This window comes from Amycolatopsis cynarae, assembly GCF_026802195.1.
Classification (GTDB): domain Bacteria; phylum Actinomycetota; class Actinomycetes; order Mycobacteriales; family Pseudonocardiaceae; genus Amycolatopsis_E; species Amycolatopsis_E rhizosphaerae.
This window is the reverse complement of the sequence record NZ_CP113836.1, coordinates 6,446,590-6,467,203: the sequence shown is the minus strand read 5'-3', so window position 1 is coordinate 6,467,203 and position 20,614 is coordinate 6,446,590. Positions and strand designations below refer to the sequence as shown.

Below are 20,614 nucleotides of genomic sequence, written 5' to 3'. Positions count from 1 at the left end.
GCCCGGGACATGGGATCGGCTACCCGGGTGGGCCAGGACCGAAACCGCACGGGCTACGACTGTCCACAGTGGACGTCAGTGGAACAGGCCCAGTTTCGGCATGGTCTCGGCCGCCGATTCGAGCAGCGAGCGCACCGTCCTGGCGTAGGTGGCGGCCTCGACGGGCAGCACGTGGCTGTCGCGGCTCGTCGGCGCCTCGAGTTCGCTCGCGCGCTCCCGCAGCAGCTCGATCTGCGAGAACTGGTGCCCGAACTGCGCGCTCACGGCCACGCCGATCACCTGCCCCGGAGCCGCGGCCGCCCTTCGCAGACCCTGGCAGGCCAGCAGCGCCGAGCCGATCAGCTGACCGGCGTGCGCGAGCAGCACGAGTGCCGAGTCCGGCGACGCCTCCGCCAGGTGTTCCGCCGCCATCCGATGCTTTCCCGCCAACTGCAGGAACGGCTCGCCGTTCGCGGCAGGCCCGCTGGCCAGCTCCAGCTGCCCGGTCACCAGCAAGCGCCGGATCATCTCGTCGCCGCCGAGTTCCACCCCGGCCGTCTGCGGGGCCAGCCGCGGCTTCACCGGCGCCACCTCCACGACGGGATGCCCGGCCCGCTGCTGGGGTACCCGGCTGGTGTCGAGTTCGGGGCGCAGTGGCGTCACGGAGAAGTGCACGGGACGGGCGAGCCGCTGCTCCGAACGCCGGACCGCGATGCTCAGTGCCCGCGAATCCAGCGCCCGGCCCGGCACGGTCGCGATCAGCAGCTCGATGGTCCGCGGCGGGGGCCCGGGGATTCCGGCGAACCGGTCCGCCCAGACCCCGCCGAGGACGATCCTCGCCACGCCGGGGACGGCGCCGAACTCCTCACCGATCACCTGGGGAACGCCGTAGGTCAGCCGCATCAGCTCGGTCAGCGGCCGGAGGAGGGGCCCGGCCGTGGCCGACGCCCGGATCAGCCGGATCGTGCCCTCGCGCCTGCTGGTCAGCAGCCCGGACTGTTCGAGCAGCTTGTTCTCCTTGTCGACCGAGGCCAGCGAGCCGCCCGCCTGCTCGGCGAGTTCGGTCAGGCTGTACGAGCGCTCGGGATTGAGCAGGGTCGCGGCCAGAATGCCTGCCTGCACCCGGGACCGGAACACGGGCAGCAGCGCGGGCGTGCCCTGTGCCCGCCGCGCGGGCCCAGGCTTCGCAGGCGCGTTCTTCGTCACCACCGCGTGCCCGAGCCTGCTGCGCCGCCGTGCCGCCGCGGCGGCGAGATCGAGCCGCTCCTGCGGGACCTTCAATACCACCGACAGCCACTGCCGCGTGCCGGAACGCGGGATCTGGTGGCCGCGTTCCCAACGGGCCACCAGATCCCGGGTGATGGTCGGCCGCCCCGAAACGGTCGCGAGTTCCCGTGCCAGCGCGTACTGGCTGAGCCGGCGCTGCCGCCGGGCATCGCGGATCACCTGTGAGATCGGTTGATCGAAGTCGACATCCATGATCGCCTCTTTCGCCCCTACGATCCGAAGCTAACCCCGTTTCCGACGGGTCGGCTGTCCGGTTCGCGCACGTCTTTGGCGATTTCACGCACGGATGCGGCCATCCGGATGAATTACCGGGAACGATGTTCGCGGAGGACGCGGGAAAGCGCGGTCACGGCGACGGCAAACCGTTGAACTGCGCGAATTGTCGTACAACGCCGTGAAGGCCGCCCTTGCACGGTGAGCGCGAAGAGCGGCCTTCGGGCGGTTCGGGAGATACCGGGAATTCGTTAGCCGCGCGAACCGATGCGCTGCTGCGGTACCGGATTCGTGCTCAGCTCCGCGGCGGCGCCCAGCAGTGTCTTCGCCGCCTTCTTGATGTCCTGCAAGGTGAAGCGGGAGGACGGCCCGCTCAGGCTGATCGCGGCGGGTAGCTGGGTGCCGAGCAGCGGGACGGCCACGCAGCGGCCGTCGGCCTCGTTTTCCCGATCGTCCACCGCGTATCCGACCCGGCGGACCTTGGTGAGTTCGGCGAGGAACGCGTCCACCGTCCCGATCGTGTTGGCGGTGCGTTTCGGCAGCCCTGTTTCGGCCAGCAGCTCCCGCACCCGGTCGGGCGGGAGCTGGGCCGCGATCGCCTTGCCGAGGGCGGTGCAGTGCAGGGGTTCCCGGTGACCGCGGGAGGCGGCCAGCCGAACGCCGCGGCGGCTTTCCACGATGTCCAGATAGATGATGTGGCTGCCGTCGAGCAGCGCCAGGTTCGCCGTCTCGCCGAACGTGTCGCGCAGGTGTTCCAACGAGGGGCGGGCCCGCTCACGGAGGATCTCGAGGTGCCGTGACTGCATGCCCACGAAACCGAGACCGAGCCGGAACAGGGTGCCGTCCTCGTCGCGTTCGACGTATCGGTGGTTTTCCAGTGTCCACAGGTAGCGGAACGCCGAGGACTTCGGCAGCCCGGTGGTCTGGGCCACCTCGTTCAGCGTGATGCCGTCGATCGACTCCTGGAGCAGGTTCAGGATCAGGCAGACCCGCTCCACCGCGCGCACGGAATAATCGCGCTCGTCCTCGGCTGTCTCGACTTTCCGCGGAGCAAGGCTTTCGGATTCCTGCTTACGGCGGCGTCCCACGGTGCTACCTCATTTCGAGAGTCAACGTTGGCGTTTCAGATGTTACCGATGTTGGAACCGGCATGTCAGGGGGCCAGCAGCGCGGAATTCCTCGCAGGAATTGCGCGCGCGGTACGGAACGAATCGTTGTGTGGAACCGCTGCCGGAGTGAATGCCGCGACCGGACCGTGCGGTGTCCGAAATGGATAAGGATCAGCGGCCGTCGCGGCCGGGCCACCACTGTGCCAACAAGTCCATCCTGGCGTCCAGCAGTGCCGGTTCGTGGAGGTCGATCACGTGCACCCCACGCCAGCGCCGGAAGCCGATCCGCTCCAGCATCACCCCGGCCCGCACGCTGGCGAGCTCGGCCGCCATCCGGTCGCCCTCGCCGGGGAAGTCGAGCGGGGAGACACGGCAGGCGCCGAGCCGGGCCTGCGGGGCGAGGATCCGCAACGTGCCGGCGATCAGCGCGCCGCCGAGCCCGTGTCCTCGCCATGGCACGGCCAGTTCGACGCGCCGCACGATGACCATTCTCGGCGGACCCGGGGTGATCTCGGCGTCGAGTTCCGGATGCAGCCTGCCGCGGTCGGGGTCGATCACGGTCTCCGTGATGAACTCGACCGCCCACTCGCCGAGCGCGCCCGCGTCCAGCACGTTGCGCTCCCTGGTGAGGTCGGCGAGGAGAAGCCGGATGTCCCCGACGTGACGTGCCGGTGCGGGGCAGCGCTCCCGGTCCGGCACGTCCGCCGAAACGGCCCACACTTCGGGCTGCTCGTCCTCGTCGTCGATGCGCCACCAGAATCTTCGATGGGAAAGGGTGAGCTCGATCGACAGCGGATTCGCCGGCAGTTCGGAAACCATCTGCGCTCCTCGCTCGCCATCCTGGCGAATCCGGTTGCCACCGAATTCCTCCGGGATCCTTCACTCGAATGCGTGAAGCCTTTCCCGGCGAGGCTTCGACTCAGGGGACTTTATCACGGTTATCCGCGATGTAAGTTCCTTTCGACTTGATGGTGACGACGAGTCCGAGGCGGCGCAGCAGGCGCGTCGCATGCCGTGCTGTGCCAAGGGATACGCCGTACTCGTCGGCCAGCCTGCGTTCGGAGGGCAGCGGCGTGTTGGGGGCCAGTTCGCCCGCACGAATTCGAGCGGCGAGGTGGTCGGCCATCATCTCGTAGACATAGCCCGGGGTATCGCCCGGGTTGAATTCAGGGACGCTCACGGGGCGACCGTAGAACCGCGATGAACTGTCTATAACTCGCGGGTGTGCCGATCAGCGGTTCACTCGGGGGACGCGCGGTGCGGTGCGACAATGCGCTCGCTGCCACTGTATTTGCTCCCACACTCTAGCGGTCCGGAATTGCGAGTTCACGCCGGGCGCCCGACCGGGTGGCCACTTTCCCCGCATCGGGGGGTGGGGCCGTGTCGTCTCGTGCAGGAGAGGCCAACAGGATGCGCTCTCATGAAAAGCTATGCAGCGACGCGCGTGTCCCGTATGCTCAAACGTGAAGGAAGATGAAAGAGCCTTCATGTTAGGCCTGCCGGTCGCCCAGCCCTCCCCCTCGGGGCGTCACGGTAGCGGGCCCCGGCGCCCCGCCCCCTGGCGCCGGGGCCCATCCGGGCGTCAGTTCGCGGCCTGCCCGCGCAGGATCTCCACCCGGTCCGAGCCCGGCCAGGCATTCACCCAGCTCGATCCGGCCACCTCCTTGGCCTGCTTCTTCACCGGCGCCAACCGGCGCGACACCTCGGGGTAGGACCACCCGTCCCGGCCACCGCACACGACCGTGGCCAGTGAGACGGTCACCGGGAGCTCGCCCGCGGACCACGCCACGTCCAGCAGTGCGTCGGCAATCGTGGTGATCTCCTCGACGTCGCAGGAGAACAGGAAGTCGTCGCCGCCGACGTGACCGACCGTCGTCCCGGGAAGCTTCGAGCTCAGCTCGCCCAGCGCCCGGCCGACCGACCGGATCAGCTCGTCGCCCGCGGCGAAGCCGGCGGTGTCGTTGATCTTCTTGAACGAGTCGATGTCCAGCCAGGCGACGACGGTGGGCCGCCCGGCCTCGAACCGGCGGGTGACCTCCTTCGCCACCGTGTCGCTGCCGGGCAGCCGGGTGAGCGGGTTGAGCGCCGCCGCCTCTTCGATCTTCAACTCGGCCACGCCGCGCACGATCTCGTTCACCAGTACGACGCCGAGGCAGCGGCCGTCGGGGTCGACCACGATGACGTCGTCGCCGCTGCGTTCGGTTTCGGTGCCGGTGACCAGGTCCAGCAGTTCGAGCGCCCCCGCGCCGGCCCGGATCGTCCTGGGCGGGTCGGCCAGCCGTGCCGCCGGCCGGTTGGCGTGTAGCGCGTGGCCGAACGGGCCGGTCAGGTCGAGCAGAAACCGCGCCCGGTTGATGGACCAGACGGGGCGGCCGTCCTCGTCGATGCCGACGATGCCGGTGGGAGCGTCCTGCTCGAGCAGCGTCCGGCGCACCTCGTCGCAGGTGGCGTGGGCGGACAGCGTCGCCGCCGGTTTCAGGAAGTCCGTGACCAATGGGGTGGCGTGTCCGTGCGGCGGAGCGAGACCGGAGCCGATCCGTGCGCCGGTTTCCGTGGCGGGCAGCGCGCTTCCGGGTGGCGCGAACAGGTTTCCCTGCACGATCGAGATGCCGAGCTCCCGCACGATCGCGAGCTGGTCGCCGGTTTCGACGCCGGTGGCCGCCAGTCGGAGGCCGGTGCGGGCGGCGAAGTGGACCAGGGCCTCCACCAGCGCGACCGCGGGCAGATCACCGGGCAGGCGGGACAGCGTCCTCCGGTCCAGTTTGATCAGTTCGGGGCGGGCGTCGGCGAGCAGGTTCAGTGGGATGTCGCCGTAGCCGAGGTTGTCGAGGGCGAGCCGGAAGCCGAGTTCGCCGAAGCGCCGGAGTCCGGCCAGCAGCGCCTTGGGCGACACCCCCTGGAAGGGCGAGCCGATTTCGAGCACGATTTCGCCGGGGCGGCGACCGCTGTCGCCCAGCGCCCGGGACAGCGAATCGAGGACCAGTTGGGGCGCGGCCGCCGACAGCGCGGTCAAATTCAAGTGAAGCGGAAGAAGTGTTTCATAAGGCGCGTCCGCCTTGATCGCTCCGGCGGCCAGTGCGAGGTCCACAGCGACCAGCCTGCCTTTTTGGCGGGCGTAGCGAAGCAGTTCGCGGATTTTTCCCGAGGCCGGTCTCGCCAGTGCCTCGACGCCGATGAGTCCGCCTGTGCGCAGGCTGTACAGGGGCTGGAAAGCGAAGCTGACCTGCCCGACCGCGACTTCCACGAAGAAATCTTCGCCCGTTCGCGCGACATTCATGAGGCCCGGGAGAAATACTGTGGGCCATGTCACCGGGGCAGCGCGTGTGGCCCCATGAGCTGGGCGGATGACCGCGGAGTCGAACTCGACACGAGTCTTGGCGGACGCAAGAGTTTAGTCGTGTTGAGAAAGCGCTCCCCTGCACGACGCCGCTACTTGGGGCAGAATGGAGCTTCGGCGTACTCCGCCACGACCTGGACAAGTGGGGAAACGAGGAGAGCGCATTCACTGTTGGCAGCATGCAAGTTGCAGTCGGCAAAGCTCACCCGTTTGCCGGTACTCCTTCGCCCGAAAGTTCGGACAGTATGAGCCTGGAGGTGTAGGGGAGTCGGCCTCAACAGAACGTGAACCCGCGGCTGCCCAGGGCGAATGGGACGGTTTCCTCTCGAAAGATACGCAGTGTTCGAATCGCGGGACGCCGAGGCGACGCGGGAGCGGGTCGGCCGGATCCTGCGTCCGCACCGGATGGATCTGCTCGGCCCGGACCCGCGGCTCGATGTCCGCATGCACTGCCGGCGGATGCGCAACATCGCGATCACCTATCTGTCTTACGGCTGCGCCGTCCGCCTGGAGGTCGGGGAGCTCGATTCGTTCTTCGCGGTCCTCGCGCCGGTGACGGGCAGCGGCACCGTGCAGTGCGGTGGTGAGCGGGTCGCGACCGGCCCGGACCGGCTTTGCCTCCTCTCTGCGACGGACCCGGCGACCGTCCGCCTCTCGGCCGACTGCGGGCAGTTGATCGTGCGGATCGAGCGCTCCGCCATGGAGGCCCGCCTGTCCGAACTGATCGACGGCGCACTGCGGGAGCCGATCCGGTTCACCCCGGGCATGGACGTGGGTCGCGGGTACGCGCGCAGCTGGTTCGAGCAACTCGACTACGCGGTGCGGGATCTGGACCGGCCGGAGTCGCTCCTCGGCCACCCGCTCGCGGCCGAACAGTTCGAGCAGAACCTCATCACCGGACTGCTGCTCGCCCAGCCGCACAACTACACCCCGGTCCTCAATGGCGACGATCGTCCCGTCCCGTCACGGCTGCTCGGTATCGCCGTCGACCTCATCGAGGGGCATCCCGAGTGGGCGCACACACCGGCCAGCCTCGCGCGGCACGCCGGGGTCAGCGTGCGTGCCCTGCAGAAGGCCTTCCGGGAACAGCTGGACACCTCGCCCAGCGAGTACCTCCGCGGGGTCCGGCTCCAACGGGTCCACGACGAGCTGAGCGCGGCCCAGTACGACTCGACGACCGTGGGCGAGATCGCCAGCAAATGGGGGCTGCCGCACCACGGGCGGTTCGCCGCGGTGTACCGCGAGCGGTTCGGTGAGTCGCCGAAGCAGACGCTGAGCAGGCAACATGCGCGAAAGGGATAAGAGTGTTCGTGAATCGGATCGCCCGTGGCGCCGTGAACTTCTAACGTCAATCCTATGCTCAGCCACGAGAGTACTGTGGGGTCTCGTGTCGGATCTGGTGAATTTCCCCCCATCGGACGGTTGATCCGACTCGCCCGCCGAGAGCGGGGCATGACTCAGTACGACTTGGCGGACGCGCTCGTCGCCGCGTCCGGCAACACGAGTCTGGGGCGTGACGAGGTGTCACGCTGGGAGCGCGGCAAGCGCGTGCCTGGCCCCTACTGGCGGGGCTGGCTCAGCGTGGTGCTCGGGGTCGCGCCGGACCGGCTGCGGGCCTGTGCCCGGGTGGCGAAGGAGCTTCGCTGGCGGCAGTGAGCCCACCGCCCGCCCCGCGCTGAGCCGCGGGAGGGCGGGAGCATTTCATTTTGAACACGAGGACTCGTTCCCGCGTGGGTTTTCTCCTAGACTTCGCCGGGTTGCCGGACGAGGAGGTCCGGCTCTCCGGTGTTCCTCCGAACCCCGTCGTGGCCGTCCGCGGCCCGGCGTCGGCGCGGTCTTGGCAGCGTGCTGCCGCACGCGGCCATCCCGGTGCACCGGCCGGCAGCCTCAACGGCGAGGATGTCGGCCGGTGCACCGGATCCGCCGGTCTTGTCCACTGTGGACTTCCCTGTTCTTCACCTTCGGCGCACTGATGTCTACTTAGGATAGTCGCGCGAGGGCGGGCCGTGGGAGTGTGGCCAGGCCGGTGACCGGGTATCCGGGACCAATGAAGTTTCCGCGAGAGAAGCCGCGCACTCGCGAGGAGTACGAGCGGGGCCTGCCCGGCTACCACGACCCGACCTCCGGCTACGGCGGCGCCGCCCCCGCCTACAGCGCGCTGACCCTGCGGCTGGTCCTGTCCGCCCTCGGATTCGTGGTGTGCGTCGGGGCCGCCGTGCTGTTCGGATACTTCCAGCTGTGGTGGATTTCGGGGATCCTGGCGATCCTCGCGGTGGGCGCGGTCATCGATTTTCTCTGGGTGCTCCACCGCAAGCAGCGCGGCGAGCCCGGGTAGGACCTGTTTCGGAAGTGGTTCGTGTGGCGTTGCCGGGGGTGGGTAGCCGACGAAGGTGAAGCGGAGAAGGTCGTTCCGGGATCGGCGCGCCGGCGGGGCGCGGCTGGCGGCGGAGTTGTCCCACCGCAGTTGGCACGATCCGCTGGTGCTCGGGCTGCCCCGCGGCGGGGTGGTGGTGGCCTACGTCGTGGCCGATGTCCTCGGCGCGCCCCTGGACGTGGCGGTGGCGAGGAAGATCGGCGCCCCCGGGCACCCGGAGTTCGGCGTCGGTGCGGTCACGTCCTCCGGCGAGCCCACCTATGACGGGCGGAGTCTGCGTTCGCTCGGCCTCACCCCCGGGGACCTGCGGGAGGCATGTGCCGCGGAGAAAGAGGAGGCGCGCCGCCGTGAGCGCGTCTACCTGAGGGGGCGGGAGCCGCTGCCCCGGGCGGGGCGGGACGTGATTCTGGTCGACGACGGGCTGGCGACCGGTGTGACCGCGCGGGCCGCCGCGCGGATGCTGCGGCGGGACCGGCCTCGCAGCCTGACCTTCGCCGCCCCCGTCTGCGCGCCCGAGGCCGCCATCGGCCTGAAGGCGGAGGTCGACGACGTGGTGTGCGTGCTGCGGCCGGAGCGGTTCCGGGCGGTCGGGGAGTGGTACGCGGACTTCGGCCAGACGACGGACGAGGAAGTCATCGACCTGCTCCAGTGACAGGTTTCAATTCTTGAAATCTGTAACCAGGCTCGGTAGCGTCAGTGCCGTGAAGCAAGCACAACTCGGAGCAGGGCTGCGCGTCGGGACGATCGGCCTGGGCTGCGCCGGAATGTCCGGTGCTTACGGGAGAGCCCAGGACGAGCGAAGCATCGCGACGATCCGGAGCGCGCTCGACGCGGGAATCACGCTGATCGACACGGCCGACCACTACGGCATGGGCCACAACGAGTCTCTCATCGGCCGGGCACTGCGGACGGTCGATCGAGGCCGGGCCGTCGTCAGCGTGAAGTTCGGTGCGCTGTTCGGGGTGGACGGCAGCATGCGCGGCTTCAACGGCCGACCGGACTCGGTGGCGAACTTCCTGGCGTACTCGCTCCAGCGACTCGGCACCGACTACGTGGACATCTACCGACCGGCGCGACTGGATCCGAACGTCCCGATCGAGGACACGGTCGGCGCGATCGCCGAGATGGTCGGCAAGGGCTACGTGCGCGGCATCGGACTTTCCGAGGTCAGCGCCGCGACGCTGCGCCGGGCGCACGCCGTGCATCCGATCACCGACGTCCAGATCGAATACTCGCTGTTCAGCCGCGGTATCGAAGACAGCATCCTCCCGACCTGCCGCGAGCTCGGAATCGGCGTCACCGCCTACGGCGTGCTTGGTCAGGGCCTGCTGTCCGGCACCTACCGGCCGTCCCCGGCCGACGCGCGGACCCGAGGCCACCTGCCCCGCTTCGCGCCCGGCAACGTGGAGATCAACCTCGGCCTGGTCGAGCGGCTGCGCACCGTCGCCGCCGCCCGCGGGGTCACGGTGGCGCAACTGGCGATCGCCTGGGTGCTCGCACAGGGCGCCGAGCACCACGACATCGTCGCGACCGTCGGGGCCAGCCGCCCGGAACGCACCGCGGAGGCCGTCGGCGCCGTCGAAACGGCACTGTCCGATGACGACCTCTCGGCCATCGAGCAGGCCGTCCCGAGCGCGGAGGTCGCGGGCGCCCGTTACGCAGCGCCGCTGCTTGCCCTGCTGGACAGCGAGCGCTGATGCCTGCCGGTACACCCCTGGACCCGGAGCGCATCCTCGCCGCTACCGAGCAGATCCTGCGCCGCCACGGGCCGGCCAAGGCGACGGTCGTCGACGTCGCGCGGTCGCTCGGCGTCAGCCACGCCGCCGTGTACAAACACTTCGGTTCCAAGCAGGCCCTTCGCGAAGCCGTCACCCGCCGCTGGCTGGACAAGAGCCGTGACGAGCTGGCCGTGATCGCCGGCGACGAGCGGATACCGCCCCCGCGACGCCTGCGCGTCTGGCTGCACGCCGTGCTCGCGGGCAAACAGGCCAAGATCCGCGAGGACCCCGAGTTGTTCGACGCGTATGGCGTCCTCGCGGCCGCTCACAGCATCGTCGCCGAGGACCACGTCGCCGACCTGCTCGCTCAGCTCGAACGGATCATCGCCGCCGGTGCCGTCGACGGCGGTTTCACCACGACGGATCCGGCGGCCACCGCCCGGACCGTCTACCTCGCCACCGCCCGCTTCCATCACGTCGCCCACGCAGGCGACTGGCTGAGGCCCGGTGTCGACGACGACCTCGACGCCGTCTGCACCCTGCTCCTCGCGGGTCTGCGTGCCATGCCCGGGGCGGCGTCGGACCCGACCGATCACAAGTCCCGCAGGGAGTGAACAGATCATGGTTCAGGCAATCGGAGTCACGCGGCCCGGCGGCCCGGATGCGCTGCACGTCCTGGACGTCGCCGCGGAGCCCCTCGGACCGCGGCAGGTCCGCATTCGCGTGAGCAGCGCGACGGTCAACCCGGCCGACGCCCTGATCCGCTCCCGCCCACGACAGGGCGACGCCGACACCGTCCGGGTTCCGGGTATGGAGGTTGCCGGAGTGGTCACCGAACTCGGCTCGGAGGTCGACCGCCCGATCTCGGCCGGCGATCCGGTGATGGCCATCGTGGTACCGAGTGGTGCGCACGGCGGCTACCGCGCCGATCTCGTCGTACCGGCCCGATCGGTCACCAGGATCCCGCCCGGGTTGTCCGACGTCGAAGCGGCCACCGTGCCCACGAACGGCCTCACCGCGCAGCTCGCGCTCGACACCCTGGCCCTGCCCGCCGGTGCCACCGTGGCCGTCACGGGAGCAGCCGGTACCGTCGGCGGCTACTTCATCCAACTGGCCAAACTGGCCGGGCTCGTCGTCATCGCCGACGCCGCCGCATCCGATGAGCAGTTCGTTCGCGGTTGCGGCGCCGACGAAGTCGTACCGCGCGGCCATGACTTCGCTTCGGCGCTGCGCGAACTCCATCCCGACGGTGTCGACGGGCTCCTCGACGCGGCTGCCCTCCAGGCCGCGGCGCTGCCGGCGGTCAGGGACGACGGCACCGCCGTGACCGTGCGCGGTTACCAGGGCGACGGGAGCGAACGCGTGCGCGTCGCCCCGATCTTCGTCCGCGACTACGTCGAGGCTGCCGAGCGGCTCGACCGGCTTGCCGAACTCGCCGGCGCCGGAAGCCTCACGATCCGCGTCGCCGAGGTGCTGCCCGCGGCCGCTGCGGCCGAGGCGCATCGCCTGCTCGAGCAGCGTGGCAGGCGCGGCCGCTTCGTCCTGCATTTCGACTGAGCGCGTTGCCGGTGGGGAATGACCGGGCTCGGCCCGCACCTGATCAGCCGAGTCCGACCAGTCTCCCGGTCTGTTGGGCCGTGTAGGCGAAGAACGGGTCCGCCGGTTCGGCGGTGCCGACGTACTGGCCGAACAGTTCGAAGCTGATCGTGCCGAACAACTGGGTGAAGGAGAAGAGCAGGCGGCAGAGGTCGTCCGGGGTGAGCTTGCTGCCGAGCGCGCTCCGGAGGGCTTCCGCCTGCTCCCGCAACTCCGCCCCGATGGACGGCCCTTCGTCGGAGGGGTGCAGCGGGGCGGATTCGATCACCCGGATGAGGGCCAGCGCCACGCGGGCGGCCGGGGTCACCGTGTCCTGAGGGGCCTGGTAGCCGGGGATCGGCGAACCGTAGATCAGGGCGTATTCGTGGGGGTGGGCCAGCGCCCACGCGCGCGTCGCCCCCCAGATCAGCTCCCAGCGGCGGAGGGGGGTCTGCGAGGGATCGTCACCCGCCTCCGCGGCCTCCCCGAGCGCGTTGTACGCGTCGATGATCAGTGCGGTGAGCAGCTGGTCGCGGCTCGGGAAGTACCGGTAGAGCGCGGAGGAGACCATGCCCAGTTCCCGGGCCACGGCGCGCAGGGACAGTCCGTTGGCGCCGACTTCGCCGAGCTGGCGGCGCGCCTCGTTCTTGATCTCCTGGGTGAGTTCGGCCCGGGCACGGTCGCGGGCGGTACGGGGGGCTGACATGGCCCCAGTCTGCCAGGCGTGAGAGCGCTAGACAATTTCGAGAGCAGTGCTCTTGACTGAGTGGCACGGAAGGTGTTCACTGATCTCAACAGAGATCACCGCTCTCAAGCAGAGGGAGAAACCGATGAGCGAGACCGCCACCATCCAGCGCGGCAGGTTCGAAGCATCTCTCCACACCGCCGTCATCTGGCTCACGCGGCACGGCGTCAGCCTGCTCGGCAGCCGGGTCCTGTCGGTCCGGGGGCGCAAGAGCGGCGAAATGCGTTCCGTGCCGGTGAACCTCCTGCCCTTCGAAGGCGAGCAGTACCTCGTCGCACCGCGCGGGCAGACCCAGTGGGTGCGCAACCTGCGTGTCGCCGGAGAGGGCAGGCTGCGGGTCGGGCGCCGCGAAGACACGTTCACGGCCGTGGAACTGACCGACGACGAGAAGCCCGACCTGCTGCGCGCCTACCTGAAGCGCTGGAAGTGGGAGGTCGGCATGTTCTTCGACGGCGTGGACGCGAAGGCTTCCGACGAGAAGCTGCGCGAGATCGCCCCGAAGCACCCGGTGTTCCGCATCAGCCTTCACTGACCACGGGGGCGGAGATCGCCTTCCACAGCACGGCGATGATCGAGCACAGCAGCGCGACGTCGACCGCGAGCGTGGCCCGCTGGACGACGCCCACCGGGAGCAGCCACGGGCACAGGATGCAGAGCCCGAACACCAGCAGGCAGGCCACGGCGGCGTAGGACAGCCGTGCCAGCAGGCGGCGGCCCGGAACCTCGTGGAAGCGAGCGAAGCGTTCGAGCAGGCAAAGCGCCAGGGCGGGCAGGCTGAGGAAGGCCACCAGGCACGAGTACAGGTGGATCTCGCCACTGACCGGGTCGGGATGACTGTCGTAGCTGGCCGGGAAGAACGCTGCCAGGGTGAGCCCGGCGGACCAGGTGCCGAACAGGATCCGCGGTGTGCCGCGTACGGGCACGCTGGTGGTGCTCAACGCGGCCAGCAGGGCCAGGGAACCCGCGGCCAGTGCGAGCATGCTCGCCGCGAGCATCCCGGTGCCGCGATCGGTGAAGGCGTAGCTGGACAGCGTGTCGGTGACGGGATTGTGGCCGCTGATCAGGTGCAGCACGGTCATGGTGAACCCGGACCAGGCGATCGCTACGGCAGCGGCGATCAGCCACAGCCGGGTCCTGTCCCCTTGTTCGCTGGTGATCCCCATGCGGTTCAGCCTGCTCAAGGCCGCCGCTCCCGTGATCCGGAGAAGTCCCTGATCTTCCCCCTAAGGACTTCCCTGGTTTCGCTATGCGAAGTCGGCCACGATCAGCGCCTGGTCGTCGTGTCGTTTGGGGCGCGGCCATTTCTCGCCGTGCGGATCCTCGTCCTCGGCCGCGCGCACCGCGTCCAGGACCGCGGCGGGCCCGTGACGACGGGCGAGCGCGAGCGCTTCGGGCCAGTCGAACAGGCCGTACTCGTCCACGCCGACGGCCACTCCGTCACTGGCGAGCAGCACGGTGCGAAGGGCGCCCGCGGGCCAGCTCCGGCAGACCGCGTAGCTGGCGGCGGCCGGATCGGCCTCCGCCACCCAGAACCCCGCCGGGGTGTTGCGCAGCGCTCGTACCGCGGCCCCGCTCATGAGTTTCCCCGCTCGTCGCAAGCGAATCAGGCGATCATCGGCGACCACCTCGTACCCCGTTTGTCCAAAAGCGACGATCGGGCTGTCGGCGAGCACGAGCGCGTCGATCCGTTCGGCGGTCCAGCGCAGCACGGCGACCGTGCTCGACGGTGCCCGTCCGGGCCGCAGTCCCTCCGCCTCGGCCACGTCGGCGATCGAGCGGGCGAGGAGGCCGGTCAGCTCCGCTTCCGGATCGGCGCGGAGTTCGGCCGAGAGCCGGTCGGCGAGCAGGCCCGCGTACCAGCCGCCCGGGGGAAGATCGGGACTCGGGGAGGTGGCACCGTCGAGCAGGAGAGCGGCGTTGTCCAGCACGACGACGTGGTCTTCGGTGGGGCGCGGCCTGCCGTCGGCGCCGACGCCCGCGTGTTCGGCGAGGGCGATCTTAGGCATGTCCCGAGCCTACGGTCCGTCAACTTTGGTTGACGCTCGGCCGAGTGTCAATGTAAGTTGACGCCATGACTGAGGCAACCGAACTGGCCGCCCGGGCAGGCGACCGCGACCCCCGCGTGGGCCTCCGGGCCGTCGCGGCGCTGCGCCGGCTCCTCGAACAACTCGAGGCCGTGCAGGTGCGCAGCGCCCGCGTCCAGGGCTGGTCCTGGCAGGAGATCGCCGCCGAACTCGGCGTCAGCAGGCAGGCCGTACACAAGAAGCACGGGAGGAATTGATGTTCGAGAGGTTCACCGGTGACGCCCGTGCGGCGGTCGTCGAAGCGCAGCGGGATGCCTTGGCGCACAACAGTCCCGAGATCACCCCGCTGCAGGTGCTCACCGCGCTGCTGCGTGTCCCGGACAGCGGCGCGAGGCGTGTGCTGCACCGGCTCGGCGTGCCCGCCGAGGAAATCGTCGCCGAGGCCGAGCGGGTACGGCGGCGCGGGGGCATCAGCCCCGCGGAGGCCGAAGCCCTCGGGGAATTCGGGATCGACGTCGACGAGATCGTCGACCGGATCGAGCGCGCCCACGGGCCGAACGCACTCGATACCGCCCGCGCCCGCCCGGGGCGGCGGGGTCGTGTCCCGCTGGCAGGCGGCGCGAAGAAGACACTGGAACTGTCCTTGAAGGAACTCGTCCGGGCCGGTGGGAAGCGCCTCGGCTCCGAACACATCCTGCTCGCGCTGGCGGTCCTTCGTGGCCCGGCCGCGGATGTACTGGCGCGCTTCGGGCTGGATGCACCCCGGCTGCGGCGGGCCGTGTCCTGATCACGCCGCGCCAGGGTCGGCCCGCCGCCACACCACCATCGGCAGGAAGGCCTGCGCCAGCGGTCCGATCGTGACCGCGTAGAGCACCGTTCCCACACCCACCGTGCCGCCCAGCAGCCAGCCGGTCGCGAGCACGGCCAGTTCGATACCGGTGCGGACCAGGCCGACGGGCCATCCGGTCCGCGTGGCCAGCCCCGTCATCAGCCCGTCTCGCGGGCCGGGGCCCAGCCGTGCACCGACATAGACGGCGGTGGCGAGGCCGTTGAGCACGATCCCGCCGGTCAGGAGGGTGATCTGCCAGGCGAGGTCGTGCTGCGGCGGCAGGACCGCGCGCACCAGGTCCACCGTGAACGAGATCACCACCACGTTGAGCACCGTGCCGATCCCCGGGCGCTGGCGGAGCGGTAGCCACAGCAGCAACACGGCCACGGAGGCGATCGCGACGGCCGTGCCGAAGGACAGGTCCGTGCGTTTGGTCAGCCCCTCGTGCAGGACGTCCCAGGGGTCCAAGCCGAGGCGCGCCCTGGTGAGCATGGCCATGCTGGTGCCGTACAGGGCGAGGCCGCCCAGGAGTTGCGGGAAACGCCGCACCGGGTCGACGGACAGGCTGACGGGAGCGAGATCGACGGAAGCCACGAGTGCAGCCTGCTCCAGGATTGGCCTGGTTTTCCAGGGCCAATATGCAAGTATTGGTCTGGTGAACCCTCAGGTTGTCCTCGGTGGACGCATCTCCGGCAGCAGATTGGCCACCTTGCTGGGCTCCTGGCGGCACGGTGGTCGCCAGGGAGCCGTCGATCTCGCCACCGCGATCGAACTTCAGGTGGCCGACGGCCACCTCCCGGTCGGCACCCGGCTGCCGGCGGAACGCGAACTCGCCGAGGCGCTGGGCGTCAGCCGCACCCTGATCGGTACCGCGCTGGACCGCCTGCGTGAGCACGGCGTCGTGTCGAGCCGCCGGGGTGCCGGTTCGTGGATCACTTCGCCGGGCCGCCCCGGCCCCGACCCCGGGCCGTCCTCGCCGGGCCTGATCGATTTCTCGCGGGCCGCGCCCTACGCGCCGCCGGGCCTGGTCCGCGCGGTCGATGCCGCGCGCGAACGACTGCCCGCCGAACTGGGCGGGATCGGCTACCTCGAGCGAGGGCTCCTCGTTCTGCGCGAGCGGATCGCCCAGCGCTACGCCGAGCGGGGCCTGCCCACCACGCCCGACCAGATCATGATCACCAACGGTGCGCACCACGCCTTCGTGCTCGTGCTGCGCATGCTCACCGCGCCGGGGGACCGCGTCCTGGTCGAGCAGCCGACCTACCCGAACGCCCTCGAAGCCGTCCGCGCGGCTCACGCCCTCCCGGTCCCGGTCGCGCTCGGCGACGACGGCTGGGATTTCGAGGGTATCGAGGCGGCCTTGCGCCAGGCCGGGCCGCGACTGGCGTACTTCATCGTCGACTTCCACAACCCCACCGGTCTCCGCCTGGACGACGAAGGACGCGAACGCCTCGCCACCGTGCTGTCGCGGTCGCGGACGCCGGTGGTGATCGACGAGACGCTCGCGGAACTGGATCTGGCGGAAACCGTGGCACCACGGCCGTTTTCTGCGGGCGACTTCTCGATTCTCGTGGGCACCTCCTCGAAATCGTACTGGGGTGGTCTGCGCATCGGCTGGCTCAGGGCGGCGGAAGACGTGCTGGCGCGGCTTTCTTCGGCCCGATACGGTCTCGATCTCGGCTCGCCCGTGTTCGAACAACTCGTGTTGGCCGAACTGCTCGCCGATCCGGAAGCCTTGCGCCTGCGGCGGGAAGAGGTCCGGCGGCAGCTCGACGTGCTGGCCCGCGCCATGCCCCGACACTGTCCACAATGGTCATTCCGGCCGCCGGACGGCGGACTTTCCTTGTGGTGCAGGCTTCCCGAGCCGATCAGTACGCGGTTGGCGATCGCCGCGGCCGGTCACGGTGTGCACATCGCACCCGGTTCCCGCTTCGCGGCCCACGGTGGTCTGGAGCGCTGGCTCAGGGTGCCGTTCTCGCAGCCGCCCGATCGCATCGAGGAAGGGATGCGGCGGCTGGCGGCCGCCGCGGCGTCCGTGCACGGGGTGGCCGCCGGGCTGCCGATCACGTGAGAGCGGCCGGTGCGCTGGATGAGGTCCGCCACTCCAGGGAGTAAGTGCAACGGTTCTGGTCATCCAGCGCACCGGCCGCGCCGCTCGGGGGCCGGCACCGCCCCTCGACGTGCCGGCTGCCCCGCGGCTAGGCGCGCGCCGGGGGCCGGTGCCCTGCTCGGCGCGGTGAGCAGGGCTCCAACGGCGCGTGCCCGGTGCGGTTCCGGCACCACCGGGGCTGCCTTGGTGCCGGAACCGGAAACCCGAACGGCCAGGCGCGGTCGGCCGGACGGGAAGTCTGGTCAGGGTTCACGAATGCGGGAAACGCGAGGCGTCCCACGAAGTTGATCTTGATTTGGGCGCGGGTGTCCTGAAGAACGAGCCCGCGGTCAGTCGGGCGACGTGGTGGGAAGCGCCGCGTCGCGCCCGCCGCCCGCCCGGGCCGCCAGGGAGGCGAGCCCGAGGCCCTGCGGCTGAGGCATGCCCGTCTGGGCGCACAGGGTCGCCAGCGGGTGCTTACCGGTGTTGCCGTTGTCGGCCGCCGAAGCGACGCCGCAGAACTGGTTTCCCGGCAGGGACGGGCCCGGGGCGGGAGTGCTGCTCCGGGCGCCGGCCGACTGGGCGGGCCCGGCCGCCTGCGGCGTGCCTGCCCGGTGCTGATGTCCGGACCTGGCGGGTTGCTGGAGGGAGAGCGCCTTCTTGGCCGCGGCGGGCGCGGTGGCGTCCCGCGCCGGGGCCGGTGCCGTCTGTGCGGGCGGAGTCGCCGGTTCGGCGACCGGTACCGCCCTGCGGGTTCCCGTGACCGGTGTCGTCGTGACCGGGGCCTTTCCCGGCGGGGGAGCGAGGATCGTGGTGACCGGTGTGGTCACCGCGCCCACGACTTCGGCGGTGCCGGTCACCGTCGTGGTCACGGTCGTGGTCACCGTCGTGGCCACGGTGCCGGTCAGTGTCGTCACGGTGCCGCCGACCTGGCCGACGGTGTCGACCACCGTGCCCAGCGTCGTGGTGATCGTGGTGTCGAGGAAGCCGAGCAACTCCGTGCCCGCCCGGGTACCAGAGGAAACGGCCTGCCCGTTCGGCGAGTCGGTGCCGGCCACGGTGACCGGCTCGTCCGCCGAGGCCCGGCCCGCGCCCAGCAGAACCAGCGCGAGCCAGCAGCCCACCACGAATCCCGCCACGAGCAGCAGCCTGGCGGGCAGGGACAGGCCGCGGTCCGCGGGGTACGCGGTATCCGCGTGCCTCACCGCCGCCACCATCATCCCCACTCCCGGCCTAACTAGGCGCGTCTCGGATCGCTCTCGCCGACGTTTCCACTGACCAGGTCGGCGCTGGTAAAAGCTGGCCCCCTTTTTAGCATTGCTGGGGAGTGTTTCATCTCGGGAGCCGCCGATCCACCCCGGACGGCGGAAAAGCCCTACCTGCTTGCGTGCACCCGCCCTGGCATTCATCACTCTGCGTATCACATTTTGCAGAGCGAAATCTGCATCACCGTTGAGTATGACTACTCAACTGCGTCTTTGTCCCCGTTTTCCGGGATCCCGTGCGCGGACGGTCGCGTCCGAACGGGTGTCAAGTTTCCGATGGGGGGAAGGTGGGGAGGTTCGCTCATGGCCGACGCCGACTTCGGTGCGCTGCTCACCCGCGCCTTCGCTGGGGACCAGGCCGCCTGGCGTGCCCTCGTCCACGGCCTGTCCGCGCTCATCCTGGCCATCGCCCGGTCCTACCGGCTGGGTGACGCCGACGCTTCCGACGTCTGCCAGCGGACCTGGCTCGCGCTGGCGCAACTGCCGTCCGGTCTGCGCGATCCGGCACGGCTGCCCGCCTGGCTGGCCACCACCGCCCGCCGCCAGGCCCTGCGCGTGCTGAAGAACCGCGATCGGGAAGTCCCCACCGGCGGCGGAGAGACTGCCGACGCCGTGCCTTCGCCCCAGCCGTCCCCCGAACTCTCGGTCCTCAGCTCGGAACGTGATCGCGTGCTGTGGCAGGCCGTGGACCACCTCCCGCCACAGCACCGGCGGCTGATCCGGCTGCTCGCCACCCGCCCGTCCCTGACGCACGCCGAACTCGCGGCGGAACTGGGCATCCCGCCCGGCAGCGTCGGGCCCCTGCGCCGCCGGGCGCTCGACCGGCTCCGCCGCGCACTGACCGTCCAGGGGTACGACCACGCCTGATCAGGCCAGTTTCCGCAGCCGTTCGATGGCCTCGTCGAGCACCTCGTCGCGCTTGCAGAAGGCGAAGCGCAGCAGGTGGCGCCACTGCTCTGGATGGTCGGTGAACACGCTGACCGGCACCGCCACCACCCCGATCCGCTCGGGCAGCTGCCAGGCGAGTTGGGCCGCGTCCGTGAAGCCGAGCGGACGGACGTCGGCGCAGACGAAGTAGGTGCCCAGGCTGGGATGCACGGTGAACCCGGCCTCGGTGAGCCCGGCGCCGAGGCGGTCCCTCTTGGCGGCCAGCGAATCCCGAAGGCCGTCGACCCAGGCCAGTTCGTGGTCCAGTGCGTAGGCGACCGCGGGCTGCAGCGGGCCGCCGGAGACGAAGGTCATGAACTGTTTGGCGGCCTTGACCGCGGCCACCAGTTCCGGGGTCGAGCACACCCAGCCGATCTTCCAGCCGGTGCAGTTGAACGTCTTTCCCGCGCTCGACACCGTGACCGTGCGCGAACGCATCCCGGGAAAGGTCGCCAGCGGCCGGTGTTCGGCGCCGTCGAACACCAGGTGCTCGTACACCTCGTCGGTGATGGCGATCAGGTCGTGGCGCACGCACAGCTCGGCGATCGCCGACAGCTCGGCCGTGCCGAACACGGTGCCGGTCGGATTGTGCGGCGAGTTGATCAGGATCGCCCGCGTGGCGGGCCCGACCGCGGCCCGCAGAGCGTCGACGTCCAGGAGGAAACGGCCGTGTCCGTCCGTGCCGCCGGGGGCCAGCGGCACCACGCGCCGGGTCGCACCCGCCATCGCGACGGCCGCCGCGTAGGAGTCGTAGTAGGGCTCGATGACGATCACTTCGTCGCCGGGCTCGGTCAGCGCGAGGAGAGCGGCGGTGATCGCTTCGGTGGCGCCGGCCGTCACCAGGATCTCCGTGTCCGGGTCGTAGTCGATCCCGTAGCGCGCGCGATGCCGCGCGACGGCCTCGCGCAACTCCGGGATGCCCGGTCCCGGGGGGTACTGGTTCGCCCCGCCGTACAGGGCGTCCTTCGCCGCCGCCAGCATGCCCTCGGGGCCGTCCGTGTCGGGAAATCCCTGGCCGAGATTGATGGATCCGGTGCGGACGGCCAGTGCCGTCATCTCGGCGAAGATGGTCGAGGTGAACGGCCGCAGGCGGGGGACGAGAGCTGGTACGCGCATAATCCCCGATCCTCACGGACAATGGCC

The 20,614-nt window shown here is 70.2% G+C and carries 23 protein-coding genes; 12 read left to right on the top strand and 11 right to left on the bottom strand.

The window, feature by feature from the left end:
* Nucleotides 1-75 precede the first annotated feature (75 nt).
* The 5 genes from ORV05_RS31205 to ORV05_RS31185 all read right to left on the bottom strand — a co-directional run bounded on the left by ORV05_RS31205 (nt 76) and on the right by ORV05_RS31185 (nt 5,832).
* Complete coding sequence (locus ORV05_RS31205; protein ID WP_268755488.1) at nt 76-1,458, bottom strand: helix-turn-helix domain-containing protein; 1,383 nt, start codon at nt 1,456-1,458, stop codon at nt 76-78.
* A 272-nt stretch (nt 1,459-1,730) separates the two neighbouring features.
* Entirely contained in the window at nt 1,731-2,567 is an 837-nt protein-coding gene (locus ORV05_RS31200; protein WP_407652616.1) for an IclR family transcriptional regulator, read from the bottom strand.
* 192 nt (nt 2,568-2,759) lie between these two features.
* Entirely contained in the window at nt 2,760-3,407 is a 648-nt protein-coding gene (locus ORV05_RS31195) for a hypothetical protein (protein ID WP_268755487.1), read from the bottom strand.
* A 100-nt stretch (nt 3,408-3,507) separates the two neighbouring features.
* Entirely contained in the window at nt 3,508-3,768 is a 261-nt protein-coding gene (locus ORV05_RS31190) for a winged helix-turn-helix domain-containing protein (RefSeq protein WP_268755486.1), read from the bottom strand.
* A gap of 402 nt (nt 3,769-4,170) precedes the next feature.
* A complete protein-coding gene (locus ORV05_RS31185) occupies nt 4,171-5,832 on the bottom strand; it encodes a bifunctional diguanylate cyclase/phosphodiesterase (RefSeq protein WP_268755485.1) in 1,662 nt (553 codons plus the stop codon).
* 432 nt (nt 5,833-6,264) lie between these two features.
* Here ORV05_RS31185 and ORV05_RS31180 point away from each other — a divergent pair, with 432 nt between their 5' ends.
* The 7 genes from ORV05_RS31180 (at nt 6,265) to ORV05_RS31150 (ending at nt 11,574) form a co-directional block, all read left to right on the top strand.
* On the top strand, nt 6,265-7,227 hold the full coding sequence (locus ORV05_RS31180) for an AraC family transcriptional regulator (protein WP_268755484.1): 963 nt from the start codon (nt 6,265-6,267) through the stop codon (nt 7,225-7,227).
* Between the two features lie 150 nt (nt 7,228-7,377).
* Nucleotides 7,378-7,581: a transcriptional regulator gene (locus tag ORV05_RS31175; protein ID WP_326938100.1), complete on the top strand. Its 204-nt coding sequence runs from the start codon at nt 7,378-7,380 to the stop codon at nt 7,579-7,581.
* A gap of 391 nt (nt 7,582-7,972) precedes the next feature.
* Complete coding sequence (locus ORV05_RS31170; protein WP_268755482.1) at nt 7,973-8,260, top strand: DUF6343 family protein; 288 nt, start codon at nt 7,973-7,975, stop codon at nt 8,258-8,260.
* A 55-nt stretch (nt 8,261-8,315) separates the two neighbouring features.
* Entirely contained in the window at nt 8,316-8,951 is a 636-nt protein-coding gene (locus ORV05_RS31165; RefSeq protein ID WP_268755481.1) for a phosphoribosyltransferase, read from the top strand.
* A 49-nt stretch (nt 8,952-9,000) separates the two neighbouring features.
* Entirely contained in the window at nt 9,001-9,996 is a 996-nt protein-coding gene (locus tag ORV05_RS31160) for an aldo/keto reductase (RefSeq protein ID WP_268755479.1), read from the top strand.
* Complete coding sequence (locus tag ORV05_RS31155) at nt 9,996-10,631, top strand: TetR family transcriptional regulator (protein WP_268755478.1); 636 nt, start codon at nt 9,996-9,998, stop codon at nt 10,629-10,631. The genes ORV05_RS31160 and ORV05_RS31155 overlap by 1 nt, the downstream gene beginning before the upstream one ends.
* A 7-nt stretch (nt 10,632-10,638) precedes the next feature.
* The gene (locus ORV05_RS31150) at nt 10,639-11,574 is read left to right on the top strand and encodes an NADP-dependent oxidoreductase (RefSeq protein WP_268755477.1); all 936 of its coding nucleotides are present in this window, start codon (nt 10,639-10,641) and stop codon (nt 11,572-11,574) included.
* A gap of 43 nt (nt 11,575-11,617) precedes the next feature.
* Here ORV05_RS31150 and ORV05_RS31145 read toward each other — a convergent pair whose 3' ends face one another.
* The gene (locus tag ORV05_RS31145; RefSeq protein WP_268755476.1) at nt 11,618-12,298 is read right to left on the bottom strand and encodes a TetR/AcrR family transcriptional regulator; all 681 of its coding nucleotides are present in this window, start codon (nt 12,296-12,298) and stop codon (nt 11,618-11,620) included.
* Between the two features lie 124 nt (nt 12,299-12,422).
* Here ORV05_RS31145 and ORV05_RS31140 point away from each other — a divergent pair, with 124 nt between their 5' ends.
* Nucleotides 12,423-12,869, top strand: a complete 447-nt coding sequence (locus ORV05_RS31140) for a nitroreductase family deazaflavin-dependent oxidoreductase (protein WP_268755475.1) — start codon at nt 12,423-12,425, stop codon at nt 12,867-12,869.
* On the opposite strand, the gene ORV05_RS31135 is transcribed toward ORV05_RS31140, so the two are convergent.
* A complete protein-coding gene (locus ORV05_RS31135; RefSeq protein ID WP_268755474.1) occupies nt 12,856-13,500 on the bottom strand; it encodes a DUF998 domain-containing protein in 645 nt (214 codons plus the stop codon). The two genes, ORV05_RS31140 and ORV05_RS31135, sit on opposite strands and share 14 nt — an antisense overlap.
* Nucleotides 13,501-13,581: 81 nt before the next feature.
* The gene (locus tag ORV05_RS31130) at nt 13,582-14,343 is read right to left on the bottom strand and encodes a hypothetical protein (RefSeq protein WP_268755473.1); all 762 of its coding nucleotides are present in this window, start codon (nt 14,341-14,343) and stop codon (nt 13,582-13,584) included.
* Between the two features lie 65 nt (nt 14,344-14,408).
* Between ORV05_RS31130 and ORV05_RS31125 the strand changes: the two genes are divergently transcribed.
* Both ORV05_RS31125 and ORV05_RS31120 read left to right on the top strand, forming a co-directional pair.
* Nucleotides 14,409-14,618: a helix-turn-helix domain-containing protein gene (locus tag ORV05_RS31125; protein WP_144586248.1), complete on the top strand. Its 210-nt coding sequence runs from the start codon at nt 14,409-14,411 to the stop codon at nt 14,616-14,618.
* Nucleotides 14,618-15,148 carry a Clp protease N-terminal domain-containing protein gene (locus ORV05_RS31120; protein ID WP_268755472.1) on the top strand — a complete coding sequence of 177 codons (531 nt, stop codon included), beginning with the start codon at nt 14,618-14,620 and terminating at the stop codon, nt 15,146-15,148. The genes ORV05_RS31125 and ORV05_RS31120 overlap by 1 nt, the downstream gene beginning before the upstream one ends.
* Here ORV05_RS31120 and yczE read toward each other — a convergent pair whose 3' ends face one another.
* A complete protein-coding gene (gene yczE / locus ORV05_RS31115; RefSeq protein ID WP_268755471.1) occupies nt 15,149-15,784 on the bottom strand; it encodes a membrane protein YczE in 636 nt (211 codons plus the stop codon).
* 61 nt (nt 15,785-15,845) lie between these two features.
* Here yczE and yczR point away from each other — a divergent pair, with 61 nt between their 5' ends.
* Nucleotides 15,846-17,261: a MocR-like transcription factor YczR gene (yczR, locus tag ORV05_RS31110; protein WP_268755470.1), complete on the top strand. Its 1,416-nt coding sequence runs from the start codon at nt 15,846-15,848 to the stop codon at nt 17,259-17,261.
* Between the two features lie 368 nt (nt 17,262-17,629).
* On the opposite strand, the gene ORV05_RS31105 is transcribed toward yczR, so the two are convergent.
* Complete coding sequence (locus ORV05_RS31105) at nt 17,630-18,484, bottom strand: hypothetical protein (protein WP_268755469.1); 855 nt, start codon at nt 18,482-18,484, stop codon at nt 17,630-17,632.
* A 363-nt stretch (nt 18,485-18,847) separates the two neighbouring features.
* Here ORV05_RS31105 and ORV05_RS31100 point away from each other — a divergent pair, with 363 nt between their 5' ends.
* A complete protein-coding gene (locus tag ORV05_RS31100) occupies nt 18,848-19,411 on the top strand; it encodes an RNA polymerase sigma factor (protein ID WP_268755468.1) in 564 nt (187 codons plus the stop codon).
* Here the strand turns inward: ORV05_RS31100 and ORV05_RS31095 are convergent, their stop codons facing one another.
* A complete protein-coding gene (locus ORV05_RS31095) occupies nt 19,412-20,587 on the bottom strand; it encodes a pyridoxal phosphate-dependent aminotransferase (protein WP_268755467.1) in 1,176 nt (391 codons plus the stop codon).
* Nucleotides 20,588-20,614: the final 27 nt, after the last annotated feature.

Coding starts and splice junctions, on each gene's coding strand:
- ORV05_RS31205 (WP_268755488.1), bottom strand. CDS start 1,458: ATGGATGTCGACTTCGATCAACCGATCTCACAGGTGATCCGCGATGCC.
- ORV05_RS31195 (WP_268755487.1), bottom strand. CDS start 3,407: ATGGTTTCCGAACTGCCGGCGAATCCGCTGTCGATCGAGCTCACCCTT.
- ORV05_RS31175 (WP_326938100.1), top strand. CDS start 7,378: ATGACTCAGTACGACTTGGCGGACGCGCTCGTCGCCGCGTCCGGCAAC.
- ORV05_RS31170 (WP_268755482.1), top strand. CDS start 7,973: ATGAAGTTTCCGCGAGAGAAGCCGCGCACTCGCGAGGAGTACGAGCGG.
- ORV05_RS31155 (WP_268755478.1), top strand. CDS start 9,996: ATGCCTGCCGGTACACCCCTGGACCCGGAGCGCATCCTCGCCGCTACC.
- ORV05_RS31150 (WP_268755477.1), top strand. CDS start 10,639: ATGGTTCAGGCAATCGGAGTCACGCGGCCCGGCGGCCCGGATGCGCTG.
- ORV05_RS31145 (WP_268755476.1), bottom strand. CDS start 12,298: ATGTCAGCCCCCCGTACCGCCCGCGACCGTGCCCGGGCCGAACTCACC.
- ORV05_RS31140 (WP_268755475.1), top strand. CDS start 12,423: ATGAGCGAGACCGCCACCATCCAGCGCGGCAGGTTCGAAGCATCTCTC.
- ORV05_RS31135 (WP_268755474.1), bottom strand. CDS start 13,500: ATGGGGATCACCAGCGAACAAGGGGACAGGACCCGGCTGTGGCTGATC.
- ORV05_RS31130 (WP_268755473.1), bottom strand. CDS start 14,343: ATGCCTAAGATCGCCCTCGCCGAACACGCGGGCGTCGGCGCCGACGGC.
- ORV05_RS31125 (WP_144586248.1), top strand. CDS start 14,409: ATGACTGAGGCAACCGAACTGGCCGCCCGGGCAGGCGACCGCGACCCC.
- ORV05_RS31120 (WP_268755472.1), top strand. CDS start 14,618: ATGTTCGAGAGGTTCACCGGTGACGCCCGTGCGGCGGTCGTCGAAGCG.
- ORV05_RS31100 (WP_268755468.1), top strand. CDS start 18,848: ATGGCCGACGCCGACTTCGGTGCGCTGCTCACCCGCGCCTTCGCTGGG.
- ORV05_RS31095 (WP_268755467.1), bottom strand. CDS start 20,587: ATGCGCGTACCAGCTCTCGTCCCCCGCCTGCGGCCGTTCACCTCGACC.